Below are 15,480 nucleotides of genomic sequence, written 5' to 3' on the forward strand. Positions count from 1 at the left end.
TGCCCCGTACGACGGGGCGGCGGCTTTTTTAATTGCGCGCAGCCGTTCGTTCATTCGGCCACGCGTTTCCGTTAAGGAGCCGATCGAAGACCAGGCGAACCGGCATCTCTAGACCGAATGCGCGCCTCCGGGCGCAAACTGCGTGCGCAACATCGGCACCGGCAGAATGCGACAGGCGGCGCACGATATGCGACCCGATAATTTCGAGGGAAACCATGCCTTTGCCTACCCCCCCGAGCAAGCTCGGCAATCTCCTGCCCCCTGACGAATACAAGGCCAAGCCCGCCGCGCCGGCGCGCTCGGCCGCGAAGAAACAGGCTGAGGGAGAATCCGCGGTGCCGGCCGACTACGGCCGCGCGAATGTCGCCACGCCCATGGCGCACGCCGCCAATGCCGCGACCACCTTGCGGCCGGTGCCGGCATCGTCGGCTGCCGCCACCGCGTCCGCCGCAGGCGAGGCCGCGCAGTCACGCGGCGCGTCGGGCTCCGGGCGCAAGACCCGGCAAACCGCCGCGCTGCTGCAGCCGGTTCCCGCAGCGCGTCCGCAGGCCGAGCCCGCTGTCGAGCCGTCCGCCGAACCGCAGCCGGCCATCGCGCGCAAGCCAGGCGCGAAGCAACCCGCCGCCAGCGCGCCCGCTGTCGCGCCAACCGCGCGCGGCACGAGCAAAAAACGCGGCACGGACGCCCAGTTGGTCGAGATGCAAAAGCTCTTCGTGCTCGACACCAACGTGCTGATGCACGATCCAAGCTGCCTGTTCCGTTTCGAGGAGCACGACGTCTATCTGCCGATGATGACGTTGGAGGAACTCGACAACCACAAGAAAGGCATGTCGGAAGTCGCGCGTAACGCCCGTCAGGTGAGCCGCACGCTCGACGCGCTGGTCGCGAACGCGGGCAACATGTCCGACGGCATTTCGCTCGCGCGGCTCGGCAGCCGCGAGGCTTCCGGGCGCCTCTACTTCCAGACGAAGCTGACGGCGATCGAACCGGTCGAGGGCTTGCCGGAAGGCAAGGCCGACAATCAGATTCTCGGCGTGGTGCGCGCGTTGCAGCGCGACCGGTCGGATCGCCAGGTCGTGCTGGTGTCGAAAGACATCAACATGCGCATCAAGGCGCATGCGCTCGGCTTGCCCGCTGAAGACTACTTCAACGACCAGGTGCTCGAGGACAGCGATCTGCTGTATTCGGGCATCCGCGCGCTGCCGCAGGACTTCTGGACCCGCCACGCGAAGGGCATGGAGAGCTGGCAGGACACCAAGACCGGCACCACGTATTACCGCGTGACCGGGCCGCTGTGTCCGTCGATGCTCGTCAACGAGTTCGTGTATCTCGAGCCGCAGAACGGCGAGCCGGCGTTCCATGCGCTCGTTCGCGAGCTCAACGGCAAGACGGCGCTGCTGCAAACGCTGCGCGACTACGGCCATCACAAGAACAACGTGTGGGGCATCACCGCGCGCAACCGCGAGCAGAATTTCGCGCTGAACCTGTTGATGAATCCGGAGATCGACTTCGTCACGCTGCTCGGCCAGGCCGGCACCGGCAAGACGCTGGTGGCGCTCGCAGCGGGGCTCGCGCAGGTGCTCGACGACAAGCGCTACAACGAGATCATCGTGACGCGCGCGACCGTGCCCGTCGGCGAGGACATCGGCTTCCTGCCCGGCACTGAAGAGGAAAAGATGCAGCCGTGGATGGGTGCATTCGACGACAACCTCGAAGTGCTGCAGAAAACCGACGACGCCGCGGGCGAATGGGGCCGCGCCGCGACGCAGGAACTGATCCGTTCGCGCCTGAAGATCAAGAGCATGAACTTCATGCGTGGCCGGACGTTCGTGGACAAGTATCTGATCATCGACGAGGCGCAAAACCTGACACCCAAGCAGATGAAGACGCTGGTCACGCGCGCCGGGCCGGGCACGAAGATCATTTGCCTCGGCAATATCGCGCAGATAGACACGCCTTATCTGACGGAAGGCAGTTCGGGTCTGACGTACGTGGTCGACCGTTTCAAGGGTTGGGCGCACAGCGGGCACGTGACGCTGGCGCGCGGCGAGCGTTCGCGCCTCGCCGACTACGCATCGGAAATCCTTTAAAGATCAACCGGCTGGCCGTCAGGCCGGTTACCGCTCAAGCCGCGCCCCGCTTTGCCGGGGCGCGGTTTTTTTATGGCTGCGGCGTCTTTGGCAGGCAACACTTAGCGTGTGAACTTCAAGTAATTTGTCAAGAATTCTTGCCGGTTGCGCGTTTCACCGGCTACCATCCGGACATCGTCCGCCTTTAAACGAGCGTTTACCGCCTTCCCTTTCATGCGCCGACTCGCCCTCTCGCTACTGACCGTCGTGCTGCTCGCCGCGTGTGCCGGCGCGCCGCAGAAGACGTCGTCGCGCGCGGGAAGCTCCGTCGTCGTCGCAAACGGGGCGTATCGGCCGCCGCCGCCGGGCTTTCCGAACTTCGTGGACCACAGCATCGGCCGCGAGGAAATCTCCATTCAGGCGATGAGCCTCGTCGGCGTGCCCTACCGCTGGGGCGGCAACACGCCCGATAGCGGCTTCGATTGCAGCGGCCTGGTTCGCTACGTGGTCGCGCGCGCGGCTTCGGTAAATTTGCCGCGCACGACCGCGGATATGAGCGGACGCGGCGAATCGGTCGAACCCGACGAGATAGCGCCGGGCGATCTGATCTTCTTCAACACGACTGGGCGCCCGCACTCGCATGTGGGCATCTACGTGGGCAAGCTGCGCTTCGTGAATGCGCCGTCGACGGGCGGCACCGTGCGGCTCGACTACCTGACCAATCCGTACTGGGCAAAGCGCTTCGACGGCATCCGCCGTATGGCCGGCCCGGCCGCCAAGCCGGCGCCGTTCGACGCGCCGAGCTATCAGGCTGCGGCGCCGCAGCCGGAGGCCGCGGCTGCGGGTGGGTATGGCGGTGGTCAAGGCGGTGCGGCGGCGATCGCTTATGGCGGTGCCCGCGCGAGCGCCGCGAATACGCCGTCTGTGACGGCGAAGACGGGTTCGGACTACGCCGCCGATGCTGGACTTTCGCAAACCACCACGGCTCGGGTTACCGGACAACCGCGAGTGACATCGAACGCGACTGGCGATTCGGCCGCGCTCTCGACGGTCTCAACGGCAGCGACCCGCGCGCCGCAAGCCGATCCGTTCGAGCCGCCGCCGCCCGGGATGACCGCAGCGCAATTGCAGGCCCGCGCGGCCGGCGCCGTCTCGCCGACGCCGGTTGCGTCGACGCGGGCAAGCGCCTATGGCAGCAACAACGACAGCGGCGGCAGTGGAACGCCCGTTCAAGCGCAATCGACAGCCACAGCGCGCGCGATGCCGCAGACGGCGAGCGCCGCTACACCGGACGCCATCGATGCAGCCGCCGACGCTTTCGAACCGCCGCCACCGGCTTCGATCGCCGCCCGCCAGGCGCGCCTTGCGCAGCAGACTCAACAAACGGGGCAAGCCCAGCGCGCAGGTGAAGCACAGGCGGATGACGGCGCCGTGCAAATCATGCGCGCCTCGACGGCCTCGCGACCCACACCCGCTCCTTCGCAGACCAACGACGACCCGATCGCCCGTTTCGCCAACGGCAAGTTCTAGCGAAAGCGGCGACCCCAGCACGCGCCAACGCGCGCGCCCTTATACATGCTGGTTAGTTGCCTGGAGACAAAGCATCCGCCATCTGCAGTGCGGTCAATCTGCTTCGCAATGCTGATAAATACGCGAACTAAACGCGCACACAATGTCCCAGCGATGAATCGGATTCGTCCGATCGGCACGTCCAGAAACACCGCGCGCAGCCTGGCTCGGTCAGCACGCGGACGCCGCCGATCTGCTATCGTCATCGGTATTCTTCCGAAGCGGGTGACGACAATGGATCTCGGGCTGAAAGAAAAAGTGGTCTTGATTACGGGTGGCAGCAAGGGCATTGGCTTTGCGTGTGCCCGCGCGTTCGCGATCGAAGGTGCGAAGGTCGCGATCGTTTCGCGCGATCCCGCCAACCTGGCGCGCGCTTACGAGCAGCTTAAACAGGAAGGCTTGCACGTGCATCGCACGCGCGCCGATCTGCACGAACCGCACAGCGCCGCGGACATCGTCGAGGAAGTGACTACCGCCGTCGGCCCGATCGATGTGCTGGTCAACAGCGCCGGCGCGGCGCGCCGCTACGACCCCGAAACGCTCGATGCCGACGCGTTTCGCGCCACGATGGAAGCCAAGTATTTCCCGTACATCTACCCGCAACAGGAAGTGCTGCGCCGGATGGCGGAGCGCGCGAAAAGAGGCGATGGCGGCGACCCGGGGACGATCGTGAATATCATCGGCATGGGCGGCAAGATCGCGAGCGACATCCATATTGCCGGCGGCGCCGCAAATGCCGCGCTGATGCTCGCCACGGTCGGCCTCGCCCACTACTACGCGCGTTACGGCATCCGGATCAACGCGATCAATCCGGGCGCGACGCTGACCGAGCGCGTCGAGGAAGCGGTCCAGCTCGAGGCGACGCAGCAAGGCATCGGGAGCGCGGAAGCGCTGGCGCGCGGACAGGCGAAGGTGCCGCTCGGGCGCTATGCAAAACCGGAGGAAATCGCGGACGTCGCGCTATTTCTGGCGAGCCGCCGCGCGAGTTATGTGACGGGCGCGATCGTGCCGATGGATGGTGCGAGCGCGCCGTTGATATGAGGTGAGGCGTTGAGCCTGGCCGTTTTGGGCTTGGCCCGTTCATCCGCCCGCTGGCGATACAGCCGTTGACCTGCACCGCTGCCACGCTGTGTTACGCCTACCGGGCGGACGACAACAGCGTCCCCCGCCGGCAGGCCGTGAAACTTACAGGAAATGGTGGCCGAGCCACCATGCGACGGCGGCGAGCGCCGCCGAAGCCGGGATCGTCAGAATCCAGGCCCACACGATGTTGCCGGCCACGCCCCAGCGCACCGCGCTCAGCTTCTGCGTCGCGCCGACGCCGACGATCGCGCCGGTGATCGTATGCGTGGTGGACACCGGAATACCGAGCCACGAGGCGGTGAACAGAGTAATCGCCCCGCCCGATTCCGCGCAAAAACCGCCAACCGGCTTCAGCTTCGTGATCTTCTGCCCCATGGTGCGGACGATTCGCCAGCCGCCGAACAACGTTCCTACGCCCATCGACAGATAGCAGCCGCCGATCACCCACAACGGCGGCGCATCGGCGAGCGACGATGCATAGCCCGTCGCGATCAGCAGCATCCAGATAATGCCGATGGTTTTTTGCGCGTCATTGCCGCCGTGCCCAAGACTGTACAAACCGGCGGACACCAGTTGCAGGCGGCGGAAGCGCCGGTCGACCTTGCTGGGCGGCGTGCGGAAATAGATCCACGACACGGCCAGCATGAAGAACGAGCCGAGCACGAAGCCGAGCAGCGGCGAGACCAGAATAAACGTCACGGTCTTCATGAGCCCGTCGAAATTCAGCGAGCCCCAGCCGGACTTGGCGAGCGCCGAGCCCACGAGCCCGCCGATCAGCGCGTGCGACGAACTCGACGGAATGCCGTAGTGCCACGTGATGACGTTCCACCCGATCGCGCCGACGAGCGCGCCGAAAATCACGTAGTGATCGACGATGGCCGGGTCGATCGTGCCCTTGCCGACCGTCGCGGCGACTTTCAGATGGAACACGAAATACGCGATGACGTTGAACGCCGCGGCGAACGCGACCGCCTGCTGCGGCTTCAGCACGCCGGTCGACACGACGGTGGCGATCGAATTCGCCGCGTCGTGAAAGCCGTTCATGAAGTCGAAAATCAGCGCGACGGCGACCAGGGCGGCGACCACCCAGATAGCGAGTTGTATCGATTGCATTATGCGTTTTCCAGCACGATGCCTTCAATGATGTTCGCTACGTCTTCACACTTGTCGGTGATCGTTTCGAGCAATTCGTAAATCGCCTTCAGCTTGATAAGCGTCTTGACGTTGTCCTCTTCGCGAAAGAGTTTCGACATGGCCGCGCGCAGCACGCGGTCCGCTTCGGATTCGAGCCGGTCGATTTCCTCGCACGCCTTCAGAATCTGGCTTGCCTGCTTCATGTCCGACAACAGTCTCACCGCGAACTGCACGCGCTCGGACGTCGCCGTGCAGATGTGCGCGAGCTGGCTCGCCTCGGACGTGACCGACTGCACGTCGTAAAGGGAAATGGCGGTGGCGACGTCCTCCATCAGATCGAGGATGTCGTCCATCGTGGTGATGAGCTTGTGGATTTCGTCGCGGTCGAGCGGCGTGATGAACGTCTTGTGCAGCAGGTCGATGGTTTCGTGCGTGAGCTTGTCGGCAGCCTTTTCGGCCTTTTGCACGTTTTGCTTGTGGGTTTCCGCGTCCTGCAGATTGTCGATCAGCAGTTCGAGTTCGCGGCTCGCCGAGACGATGCACTCTGCATGCGCGTTGAAAATATCAAAAAACTTGCCCTCGGTGGGCATGAATCGACCGAACATTGGGATCCCGAAAATTGGTCACATAATGGCTGACATAAAACCGCCATATTGTACCGTTGCAGGATCGATGTCGCACTTTGCAAAGCGCGGTTACAACAGCGCCATTGCTTCGGCGCTGCTTTTGGTCGCCGCTTTCGTGCTACGTCATCGATTCGCGGCTGCTCGCCGCTTTATTTGCCGTGCTACTCACCACGCTACTCGCCGTAGAAGTTCTGCGTGCCGGCAAAGTTGTCGAACTTCGTGAATTGACCGTGGAACGTGAGCCGAACCGGCCCGATCGGACCATTCCGCTGCTTGCCGATAATGATTTCCGCCGTGCCTTTGTCAGGGCTGTCGGGGTTATACACTTCGTCGCGGTAAATGAAGAGGATCACGTCGGCGTCCTGTTCGATAGCGCCCGATTCACGCAAGTCCGACATGATCGGCCGCTTGTTCGGACGCTGTTCGAGGCCGCGATTGAGCTGGGACAAAGCAATTACCGGTACGTCCAGTTCCTTCGCGAGACTCTTGAGCGAACGCGAAATCTCCGAGATTTCGGTCGCGCGGTTTTCGCCGGACGACGACCCGCTCATCAGCTGCAAATAGTCGATGATGATGAGCCCGAGCTTGCCGCACTGGCGCGAAAGCCGCCGCGCGCGCGAGCGCAGTTCCATCGGATTCAGACCGCCGGTTTCGTCGATGAAAATCTGTGCCTCGCTCATTTTCTGCACGGCGTGCGTGAGCTTCGGCCAGTCCTCGTCGGTCAGGCGGCCGGTTCGCATGCGGTGCTGGTCGAGCCGGCCGACCGAGCCGAGCATACGCATGGTGAGTTGGGAGCCAGGCATTTCCATCGAAAACACGGCGACCGGCAAGCCGTATTCGACCGCGACGTATTCGCCGATATTCATCGAAAACGCCGTCTTACCCATCGACGGACGCCCTGCGACGATGATCAGCTCGCCGCCGTGCATGCCCGAAGTCATGCGGTCGAGGTCGACGAAGCCCGTCGGCGTGCCCGTCACATCGCTCGGATTGGCCGTGTGGTAAAGCGTATCGATGCGTTCCACGACTTCGGTGAGCAGCGGCCCGATTTCGAGAAAGCCCTGGGTGCCGCGCGCGCCGTCTTCGGCGATCGAAAACACCTTCGACTCCGCTTCGTCCAGCAGTTGCCGGACTTCCTTGCCTTGCGGGTTGAAGGCGTCTGCCGAGATTTCATCGGCAACCGAAACGAGCCGGCGCAGCACCGCGCGATCGCGCACGATCTCGGCGTAGCGCCGGATATTCGCCGCGCTCGGCGTGTTTTGCGCAAGCGCATTCAGATAGGCAAGCCCGCCGACCTCTTCCGCCTTGCCCGAGGTGCCGAGCGCTTCGTACACGGTAATGACGTCGGCCGGACGCGTGGCCGCGATCAGCTTGCCGATGTGCTCGAAGATGATGCGGTGGTCGTAGCGGTAGAAATCGCTTTGCGACAGAAAGTCGGCGATGCGGTCCCACGCGGCGTTATCCAGCAGCAAGCCGCCCAGCACCGATTGCTCGGCCTCGATCGAATGCGGCGGGACTTTCAGCGACTCGAGTTGGGGATCTTTGGACGGTGCGTTCATGGAGAGGGATTATCGTGGAAATGAGGCGACCGCGGCCAGCAGGAAATCAATTTGACGCGCACAAAAAAACAGGGGCCGGTTGCCCGGCCCCTGCCTTTAGCCAGCAACTTCCTGGCCGATACTATCGGATGCTCGACGCAGCCGGTTTAAACGTGCTCGCCGAGCACCGACACCGTCACGTCCACAACCACGTCGGTGTGCAGCGAAACCTGGATCGGGTGGTCGCCCACCAGCTTCAGCGGGCCTTCCGGCAGACGCACTTGCGCCTTTTCCACTGCGAAGCCTTGCTTGCCCAGCGCTTCAGCGATGTCAGCGTTCGTCACCGAGCCGAACAGACGGCCGTCGACGCCGGCCTTCTGGCCGATCTGAACCGTCGAGCCAGCCAGCTTTTCGCCTTGAGCTTGAGCAGCAGCCAGCTTTTCAGCGGCGATCTTTTCGAGTTCGGCGCGGCGAACTTCGAATTCAGCCAGCGCTTCTTTCGTTGCGCGGCGAGCCTGCTTGTTCGGGATCAGGAAGTTACGTGCGTAACCGTCCTTGACCTTCACGATGTCGCCCAGGTTGCCCAGATTGACGACTTTTTCCAGAAGAATGATTTGCATTCGGATGCTCCTTATCGCGTCGTCGGGTTAGGCCTTGTGCTGGTCGGTGTACGGCACGAGCGCGAGGAAACGCGCGCGCTTGATTGCCGTATCCAGCTGGCGTTGATAGTGCGACTTCGTACCCGTGAGACGCGCCGGCGTGATCTTGCCGTTTTCGCCGATGAAGTCCTTCAGCGTTTCGATGTCCTTGTAGTCGATGTACTCGACGCCAGCGGCCGTGAAACGGCAGAACTTCTTGCGCTTGAAGAGCGGATTTTGTTGCTGACGACGCTTGTCGAATTTCTTACCAGTCGGGCGGGGCATGTTCAGTCCTTTCCAATGTCCTGCAATGCTGTGATGTGAAATACCAGAGTTCTCGCGTTGCGGTGCTTTTTAGCCAGGAAGCCTGTGAAGAGCGTTTCGACGCCCATCGGACAGCTTTCCAGCTTACCGCTCGCCTCGCCTGCGGCTACTGCCTGCATGGTCAGTTCGACTTGCCGGGCAATCCCGGCTTCGACGACTTCCGTGCGGTGCTGCAACGTGCAGCCTGCAATCGGAACGCCGGCGGGTGTGTACCGCACCGGTTCGCGTTCGACGACGCTGGCCGTAAGTTGCAGCCGGTTCATGTAGCCTTTGGCAAGAGCGGCGCGCTGTGCTCTGGTAGCTTAAATTGGGTGTCTTAAGCCTGCGCTTCGGACGGTTGCGTAGCAGCCGACTTCTTGGCTTCTTCGCGCTGCACTTCCTTCATCATCGGCGACGGGCCGGTTTCGGCCTTCTTCATCTTGACGATGAGGTGACGCAGAACTGCGTCGTTGAACTTGAACGCGTGTTCCAGCTCGTCGAGCGTGGTCTGGTCGCATTCAATGTTCATGCAGACGTAGTGAGCCTTCGCGAGTTTCTCGATCATGTAGGCCAGTTGGCGACGGCCCCAGTCTTCGATACGGTGGATCTGGCCACCGTGCGAGGTGATCGTGCTCTTGTAACGCTCGATCATGGCGGGCACCTGCTCGCTCTGATCGGGATGCACGATAAAGACGATTTCATAATGACGCATACACACTCCTTGTGCTGACTTATGGATAGAAGCCACCCGGGCGTCGAACCGGTGTGGCAAGTGAGAAGCCGAAGATTGTAGCCCGATTGGGGCCGGGTTGCAAGGCATCGAACCGCGCCAGCACGCGGTTCGGGCGCGTTTTCAGGCATTTAGCGAACGCGCCCCGGTGCGGGCGCCGGCTTGCCGCGCCGGCTCAACCGCTCTCGGTGCGCGCGCTGCCGGCCGCCAAGCGCGCCTTCAACGCCGTTTCGAGACCGCTCAGCGCGTCGGGCGCGGCGTCCGTGATCGCCCACCAGGTCATGCCCTCGGCGTCCCAGTGCGCGAGCGAATAGCCTTCGCGGGCAAGCGCCGCCGGCGCGCCGCCATCCGTGCCGCCCGTCTGCGGGAACACGTAGACGTCGATCACGTGCTTGCGGTAACGGTAGACCAGCACGGCGACCCGTCGATGCGCGAGGTAATCGAGCCGCCCGCCTTCCAGCGCGAAGCCGCTCGCCGCGAGGTCCTCGACCGGCGGCGAATAATCCAGCCGGCCGTTGAACCAGGGCTTGACGGTATGCCGGTCCGTCGAAATCACGTCGATGTCGCGGCCCGACACCTGCGCACGCACATGGCTCGCCACGAGTTCGTCGGCGAACGGCGCGAAGTCGGCGGGACGGCGCAGGTTGAGCGTCACTGTGACGGCCAGCGCGCCGAAGGCGACGACGAGCGGCACCAGCCAGCCGGACGCGAGCGGCGCTGCCACGCCACGAGGCGCCGCCGGACGGCTCCCCCCGCCCAATGCGCCCTGCCCACCCTCGGCGGAACGCCCGCCGAACCATCTGTCGATCCGATCGCGCAAACCACCGCCTAGCCTGCGCGGCCGCTCGCCGCCCAACGGCTGCGGCGCCGGCGCGCGCCCCGCCTGCTCCGCCTCAGCGCCCGCACCCCGCGCTCCAGCGTCTTCCGCGCCGCTTTGCGTCTCCGGCAAGCCCGCCAGAATGCGCGAGCGCAACGACTGCGGCGCGCGATGATAAGGCGCCGTGCGCAGCGCGTGGCTCATCGTCCGGAGGTTCTCGCTTTCGCGCCGGCAAGCCTCGCAGCTCTCGATATGCTGCTGGACGCGCCGTGCGTCCGGCGCGGGCAATTCGCGATCGGCGTTCGCATCGAGGAGCGGCCGCGCTTCGTTACAGTCCATCTGGCGTCTCCTGAGCGTTGCCGGCGGACGCGCCGCCGCGTTTGTTGAGCGATCTGCCGTTGGCGACGGCCCGAAGCGGCGTCACCGACGCGCTCGGCGCGCCCGCCCCGTCGCGCGGTTCGCCGAGGAGCGCCGCGAGCTTGCGCCGCCCGCGTGCGAGCCGCGACATCACCGTGCCGATCGGCACATCGGCGACCTGAGCGATCTCGCGATAACCCATCTCTTCCAGTTCGCGCAAAATCAGCACCTCGCGATACTCGACGGGCAGCAGCGCGAGCGCCTCGTGCACGCGCTTCGCGTCCTCGTCGCGGATCAGGAGCGCCTGTGGATCGGCGCCGCCCGCGCTCCACCCCTCGAACGTGGCGTCGTCCATCGTGTCGTCGAACTCCACTGTTTCATGCGACGACGCGCGCCGCCGCCACTCCGTGTACCAGGTGCGGCGCACGATCGCGAGCAGCCACGGCCGCGCCGAATCGCCGCGGAACGTGTCGAAAAAGCGGAACGCGCGCATGAAGGCTTCCTGCACGACGTCGTCGGCATCGTTCGAATTGCCGCACAGCCAGCGCGCGAGGTTGTACGCGGCGTCGAGATGCGGTAGCGCGAGCTGCTGGAAACGGCGGCTGCGCGCGGCATCGGTCCCGCCATTCGCGCGGGCAGCGTCTGAATCGGCGTCTGAATCGATCTGGACCACCTCGGCCCTCCAGGGCATGTGCGGCTATGCGGTGCGGTTCGTCGTCAAGCTTCACATCGCATAACCGGCCATGCGCCGAGTTTATTCCCGCCGCGGCGCGCCGCTGACAAAAAACCGCGGCAGAACCTGAAACAGCGCTAATACGCGGGCCGGTTCCAGTAGTCGTCGCTCGCGTAAATCTCCTTCAGATAATCGATGAAATAGCGCACCTTGGCCGGCACGTAGCGCTGTTGCGGGTAGACCGCGAGGATGTCGTAGTCGGGCAGCGCGAATTCGTCGAGCACCGTTTCGAGTTCACCGCGCGCGAGCTGCTGCTGGATTTCCCACGTGGAACGCCAGCCGAGGCCGAGCCCTTCGGACACCCAGCGGTGCAGCAGTTCGCCGTCGTTGCAGTCGAGCGTGCCGCCCACGCGCACCGTGACGAGCTTGCCGTTGCGGCGGAAATACCAGCCGCGGTTCTGCCCGCCTTGCAGATTGAACGCGAGGCAGTTGTGGCGCGGCAGATCTTCGAGCGTTTTCGGCTTGCCGTGCTGGCGGAAATACTCGGGCGTGCCGCAGACCACGCGCCGGTTCGACGCCAGTTTCACCGCGACGAAGTTCGGGTCGACCGCGCCGCCGATGCGGATCGACAGGTCGTAACCCTCGCGCACCAGGTCCACCACACGGTCGGTCAGGTTGAACGACACCTGCAATTCCGGCTTGTCGGCGACAAACGCGGGCGCGAGCGGCGCGACATGCTTGCGGCCGAACGCGGCCGGCGCCGACACGATCAGGTGGCCGTTCACCGCCCGCCGCCCCGCGCTAAGTTCGTTTTCCGCCTGATCCCACTCGGTCAGAAGACCGCGGCAGCGCTCGAGAAAAGCGGCGCCGTCTTCGCTGACGACGAGCCGCCGCGTCGAGCGGTACATCAGCTTCACGCCGAGGCGCTTTTCGAGCGCGTCGATGCGCCGCCCGAGAATCACCGGCGACACGCCCTCTTCCAGCGCGGCGGCCGCGAGGCTGCCTGCGTCCGCGACACGCACAAACGTTTCGATCTGCTTGAAGCGGTCCATGTCTGTCTCCTCACGCCTTTTTTGCCCGCGTCGCCCCGCCCTCCGGCATTCCATACTTTTTGTTTCGAAATAAGCGACGCGGACTGATCTTATCAAACCTTTAGGTCGAGCCTAAAGTGCGTTCAACAGCCTTAATCGCCAATTCCCAAGACATTCAGGAGATATTCATGGCCAAGATGAGAGCCGTCGACGCCGCCGTGCTGGTGCTCGAAAAAGAAGGTATCGACACCGCGTTCGGCGTGCCGGGCGCCGCCATCAACCCGTTCTACTCGGCGATGCGCAAGGCCGGCAACATCAGCCACGTGCTCGCGCGTCACGTCGAGGGCGCGTCGCACATGGCCGAAGGCTATACGCGGGCGCAGCCCGGCAACATCGGCGTCTGTATCGGCACGTCGGGTCCCGCGGGCACCGACATGATCACCGGTCTCTACTCCGCCCAGGCCGACTCGATTCCTATTCTGGCCATCACGGGCCAGGCGCCGCGCGCGCGTCTCTACAAGGAAGACTTCCAGGCCGTCGACATCGAGTCGATCGCCAAGCCCGTCACCAAGTGGGCGGTGACGGTGCGCGAGCCGGCGCTCGTGCCGCGCGTGTTCCAGCAGGCATTCCATCTGATGCGCTCGGGCCGCCCCGGTCCGGTGCTGGTCGATCTGCCGATCGACGTGCAGCTCGCCGAAATCGAATTTGATATCGACACCTACGAACCGCTGCCGGTCTACAAGCCGAAGGCGACGCGCAAGCAGATCGAGGCCGCGCTCACGCTGCTCAACGATTCCGACAAGCCGCTGATCGTCTCTGGCGGCGGCGTGCTGAACGCAGCCGCCGAGGACCTGCTCGTCAAGTTCGCGGAAACCGTCGGCGTGCCGGTGATCCCGACGCTGATGTCGTGGGGCGCGATTCCCGACGACCATCCGCTGATGGCCGGCATGGTCGGTCTGCAAACCTCGCACCGCTACGGCAACGCGACGATGCTCGCGTCCGACTTCGTGCTTGGCATCGGCAACCGCTGGGCGAACCGTCACACGGGCAGCATCGAGGTCTACACGAAGGGCCGCAAGTTCGTGCACGTCGATATCGAGCCGACGCAAATCGGCCGCGTGTTCGGTCCGGACCTCGGCATCGTGTCGGATGCGAAAGCGGCGCTCGAACTCTTTGTTGAAGTGGCCAGCGAATGGAAAGCCGCGGGCAAGCTGAAGGACCGCAGCGCGTGGGTCGCCGATTGCCAGCAGCGCAAGCAAACCATGCATCGCAAGACGCACTTCGACAACGTGCCGATGAAGCCGCAGCGCGTCTACGAAGAGATGAACCAGGTGTTCGGCCGGGACACCTGCTACGTGAGCACGATCGGTCTCTCGCAGATCGCCGGCGCACAATTCCTGCACGTCTACAAGGCGCGCAACTGGATCAACTGCGGCCAGGCGGGCCCGCTCGGCTGGACGATTCCGGCTGCCCTCGGCGTGCGCGCAGCCGATCCGCAACGGCCGATCGTCGCGCTCTCCGGCGACTACGACTTCCAGTTCATGATCGAAGAACTCGCCGCCGGCGCGCAGTTCAAGCTGCCGTACGTGCATGTGGTCGTGAACAACTCGTACCTCGGCCTGATCCGCCAGGCCCAGCGCGCGTTCGACATGGACTTCTGCGTGCAGCTCGGCTTCGAGAACATCAACTCGCCGGAAATGAACGGCTACGGCGTGGATCACGTCGCGGTGGCCGAAGGTCTCGGCTGCAAGGCGATTCGCGTGTTCAAGCCGGAAGAACTCAAGCCGGCGCTGCAAAAAGCGCAGTCGATGCTCTCCGAGTTCAACGTGCCGGTCATCGTCGAAGTGATTCTCGAACGCGTGACCAATATTTCGATGGGCGCCGAGATCGACGCGATCAACGAGTTCGAGGAACTGGCCACGACGCGCGAGGACGCGCCCACCGCAATCAGCATCGCCGACTGACATCGCAAGACATCACCGGTTCGATCATGCAGGCGCGATGCGCGGCCGCGTTGCGCCTGCATGACGATCCACTCCACTGACCGACCAGCGAGACCTATGCACCATGCCGAAATTCGCAGCGAATCTCACGATGCTTTTCAACGAAGTCCCGTTCCTCGACCGCTTTGCGGCGGCGGCGGACGCGGGCTTTCACGCCGTCGAATTCCTGTTTCCGTATCCGTATGCGATCGCCGAGCTGAGCGAGCGTCTTCAGCAGAACCGGCTCAAGCTCGTGCTCCACAACCTGCCTGCGGGCAACTGGGAAGCCGGCGAGCGCGGCATCGCTTGCCTGCCCGATCGCGTGAGCGAATTCCAGGAAGGCGTGGGCCGCGCGATCGAATACGCGAGCGCGCTGAAGGTGCCGCAACTGAACTGCCTCGTCGGCATTCCTGGCGCGGGCGTCGATGCCGACAAGGCGCGCTCGACCATCGTCGATAACCTGCGTTTCGCGGCCGGCGAACTGAAGAAAGCGGGCATCCGGCTGCTCGTCGAACCGTGCAACTCGTACGACATTCCGGGCTTCGCGCTGAACCGCTCGAGCGAAGGTCTTGACGTGATTCGCGCGGTCGGCTCGGACAACCTGTTCCTGCAATACGACATCTATCACATGCAACGGACGGAAGGCGAACTCGCGGCCACGATCAAAAAGAATCTGCCGCACATCGCGCACATCCAGCTCGCCGACAACCCGGGGCGCAACGAACCCGGCACCGGCGAAATCAACTACCCGTTCCTGTTCGATCTGCTCGACTCGATCGGCTACGACGGCTGGATCGGCTGCGAATACAAGCCGCGCACCACCACCACGGCCGGCCTCGTCTGGGTGCAGAGCGTGGCCGGGCAAACGCGCGGCGCCGCGCACGCGGCGGCCTGAGCGAGGCGCGATTCATCTTCATCGCATTGCTCGAA

At 64.1% G+C, this 15,480-nt stretch carries 15 protein-coding genes; 5 read left to right on the forward strand and 10 right to left on the reverse strand.

Annotated features, from left to right (window positions below; translation table 11 throughout):
* Positions 1-215 precede the first annotated feature (215 nt).
* The 3 genes from AB6809_RS09280 to AB6809_RS09290 all read left to right on the forward strand — a co-directional run bounded on the left by AB6809_RS09280 (position 216) and on the right by AB6809_RS09290 (position 4,679).
* Positions 216-2,090: a PhoH family protein gene (locus tag AB6809_RS09280; protein ID WP_371026418.1), complete on the forward strand. Its 1,875-nt coding sequence runs from the start codon at positions 216-218 to the stop codon at positions 2,088-2,090.
* 213 nt (positions 2,091-2,303) lie between these two features.
* Positions 2,304-3,599, forward strand: a complete 1,296-nt coding sequence (locus AB6809_RS09285) for an NlpC/P60 family protein (RefSeq protein ID WP_371026420.1) — start codon at positions 2,304-2,306, stop codon at positions 3,597-3,599.
* A 273-nt stretch (positions 3,600-3,872) separates the two neighbouring features.
* Complete coding sequence (locus tag AB6809_RS09290) at positions 3,873-4,679, forward strand: SDR family oxidoreductase (protein WP_006048830.1); 807 nt, start codon at positions 3,873-3,875, stop codon at positions 4,677-4,679.
* A 144-nt stretch (positions 4,680-4,823) separates the two neighbouring features.
* Here the strand turns inward: AB6809_RS09290 and AB6809_RS09295 are convergent, their stop codons facing one another.
* The 10 genes from AB6809_RS09295 to AB6809_RS09340 all read right to left on the reverse strand — a co-directional run bounded on the left by AB6809_RS09295 (position 4,824) and on the right by AB6809_RS09340 (position 12,589).
* Positions 4,824-5,834 carry an inorganic phosphate transporter gene (locus tag AB6809_RS09295; RefSeq protein ID WP_006048829.1) on the reverse strand — a complete coding sequence of 337 codons (1,011 nt, stop codon included), beginning with the start codon at positions 5,832-5,834 and terminating at the stop codon, positions 4,824-4,826.
* Positions 5,834-6,460 carry a DUF47 domain-containing protein gene (locus tag AB6809_RS09300; protein ID WP_006048828.1) on the reverse strand — a complete coding sequence of 209 codons (627 nt, stop codon included), beginning with the start codon at positions 6,458-6,460 and terminating at the stop codon, positions 5,834-5,836. Before AB6809_RS09300 ends, AB6809_RS09295 begins: the two co-directional genes overlap by 1 nt.
* A gap of 194 nt (positions 6,461-6,654) precedes the next feature.
* A complete protein-coding gene (locus tag AB6809_RS09305; protein ID WP_371026421.1) occupies positions 6,655-8,040 on the reverse strand; it encodes a replicative DNA helicase in 1,386 nt (461 codons plus the stop codon).
* A gap of 146 nt (positions 8,041-8,186) precedes the next feature.
* Positions 8,187-8,639, reverse strand: a complete 453-nt coding sequence (gene rplI, locus AB6809_RS09310) for a 50S ribosomal protein L9 (protein ID WP_006048826.1) — start codon at positions 8,637-8,639, stop codon at positions 8,187-8,189.
* Positions 8,640-8,666: 27 nt separating this feature from the next.
* Positions 8,667-8,942, reverse strand: a complete 276-nt coding sequence (gene rpsR / locus AB6809_RS09315; protein WP_006048825.1) for a 30S ribosomal protein S18 — start codon at positions 8,940-8,942, stop codon at positions 8,667-8,669.
* 2 nt (positions 8,943-8,944) lie between these two features.
* Positions 8,945-9,244 carry a primosomal replication protein N gene (gene priB / locus AB6809_RS09320; protein WP_006048824.1) on the reverse strand — a complete coding sequence of 100 codons (300 nt, stop codon included), beginning with the start codon at positions 9,242-9,244 and terminating at the stop codon, positions 8,945-8,947.
* 53 nt (positions 9,245-9,297) lie between these two features.
* The gene (rpsF, locus tag AB6809_RS09325) at positions 9,298-9,672 is read right to left on the reverse strand and encodes a 30S ribosomal protein S6 (protein ID WP_006048823.1); all 375 of its coding nucleotides are present in this window, start codon (positions 9,670-9,672) and stop codon (positions 9,298-9,300) included.
* A gap of 193 nt (positions 9,673-9,865) precedes the next feature.
* Positions 9,866-10,846 (reverse strand): anti-sigma factor, encoded by a 981-nt coding sequence (locus AB6809_RS09330; RefSeq protein ID WP_371026422.1) that lies wholly within the window; start codon positions 10,844-10,846, stop codon positions 9,866-9,868.
* Positions 10,836-11,537 carry an RNA polymerase sigma factor gene (locus AB6809_RS09335; RefSeq protein ID WP_371026423.1) on the reverse strand — a complete coding sequence of 234 codons (702 nt, stop codon included), beginning with the start codon at positions 11,535-11,537 and terminating at the stop codon, positions 10,836-10,838. The genes AB6809_RS09330 and AB6809_RS09335 overlap by 11 nt, the downstream gene beginning before the upstream one ends.
* A gap of 137 nt (positions 11,538-11,674) precedes the next feature.
* Complete coding sequence (locus tag AB6809_RS09340; RefSeq protein WP_006048820.1) at positions 11,675-12,589, reverse strand: LysR family transcriptional regulator; 915 nt, start codon at positions 12,587-12,589, stop codon at positions 11,675-11,677.
* Positions 12,590-12,756: 167 nt separating this feature from the next.
* Between AB6809_RS09340 and gcl the strand changes: the two genes are divergently transcribed.
* Both gcl and hyi read left to right on the forward strand, forming a co-directional pair.
* On the forward strand, positions 12,757-14,532 hold the full coding sequence (gcl, locus tag AB6809_RS09345) for a glyoxylate carboligase (protein WP_371026424.1): 1,776 nt from the start codon (positions 12,757-12,759) through the stop codon (positions 14,530-14,532).
* Between the two features lie 103 nt (positions 14,533-14,635).
* Complete coding sequence (gene hyi / locus AB6809_RS09350) at positions 14,636-15,445, forward strand: hydroxypyruvate isomerase (RefSeq protein WP_371026425.1); 810 nt, start codon at positions 14,636-14,638, stop codon at positions 15,443-15,445.
* Positions 15,446-15,480 lie beyond the last annotated feature (35 nt).

The sequence above is a fragment of the Paraburkholderia sp. RCC_158 genome, assembly GCF_041355255.1.
Taxonomy (GTDB): Bacteria; Pseudomonadota; Gammaproteobacteria; order Burkholderiales; family Burkholderiaceae; genus Paraburkholderia; species Paraburkholderia graminis.